Origin of the sequence: Paraburkholderia sp. SIMBA_027 (genome assembly GCF_046535315.1) — a bacterium.
GTDB classification, from domain to species: Bacteria; Pseudomonadota; Gammaproteobacteria; order Burkholderiales; family Burkholderiaceae; genus Paraburkholderia; species Paraburkholderia tropica.
In genome coordinates this window covers 1-238 of record NZ_JAWRWY010001549.1, presented here as the reverse complement: position 1 = coordinate 238, position 238 = coordinate 1, and the positions used below count along the sequence as shown (strand labels likewise).

1 protein-coding gene is annotated in these 238 nt (G+C 59.2%); it reads left to right on the top strand.

What is annotated here, in order from left to right; genetic code table 11:
* Positions 1-238 (top strand): hypothetical protein (locus tag SB764_RS44390; protein ID WP_410867361.1); only part of this gene is annotated, 238 nt, incomplete at both ends.

The window sequence follows — 238 nt, the reverse complement described above, 5'->3', positions numbered from 1 at the left end:
CCTGGTTGTCGATGCACCAAAATTCACTGACAGACTCGCCGCCGGATACACCACATCCCCGTTTTTCCGCGCGCCACACTCGCATCTGCGTCAACCGCTCCGCGCGGCAAACGTTCTACAATGACGGCCGTTCTCCGAAGCGAGTTTTCATGCGTAAATTTTTTCTTCCCGGCGTGACTGCCACGTTCGCCGCAGGCGCTGCGCTGGTTGCCGCCGCAGGTTTTTTTTCTCCGGCGGC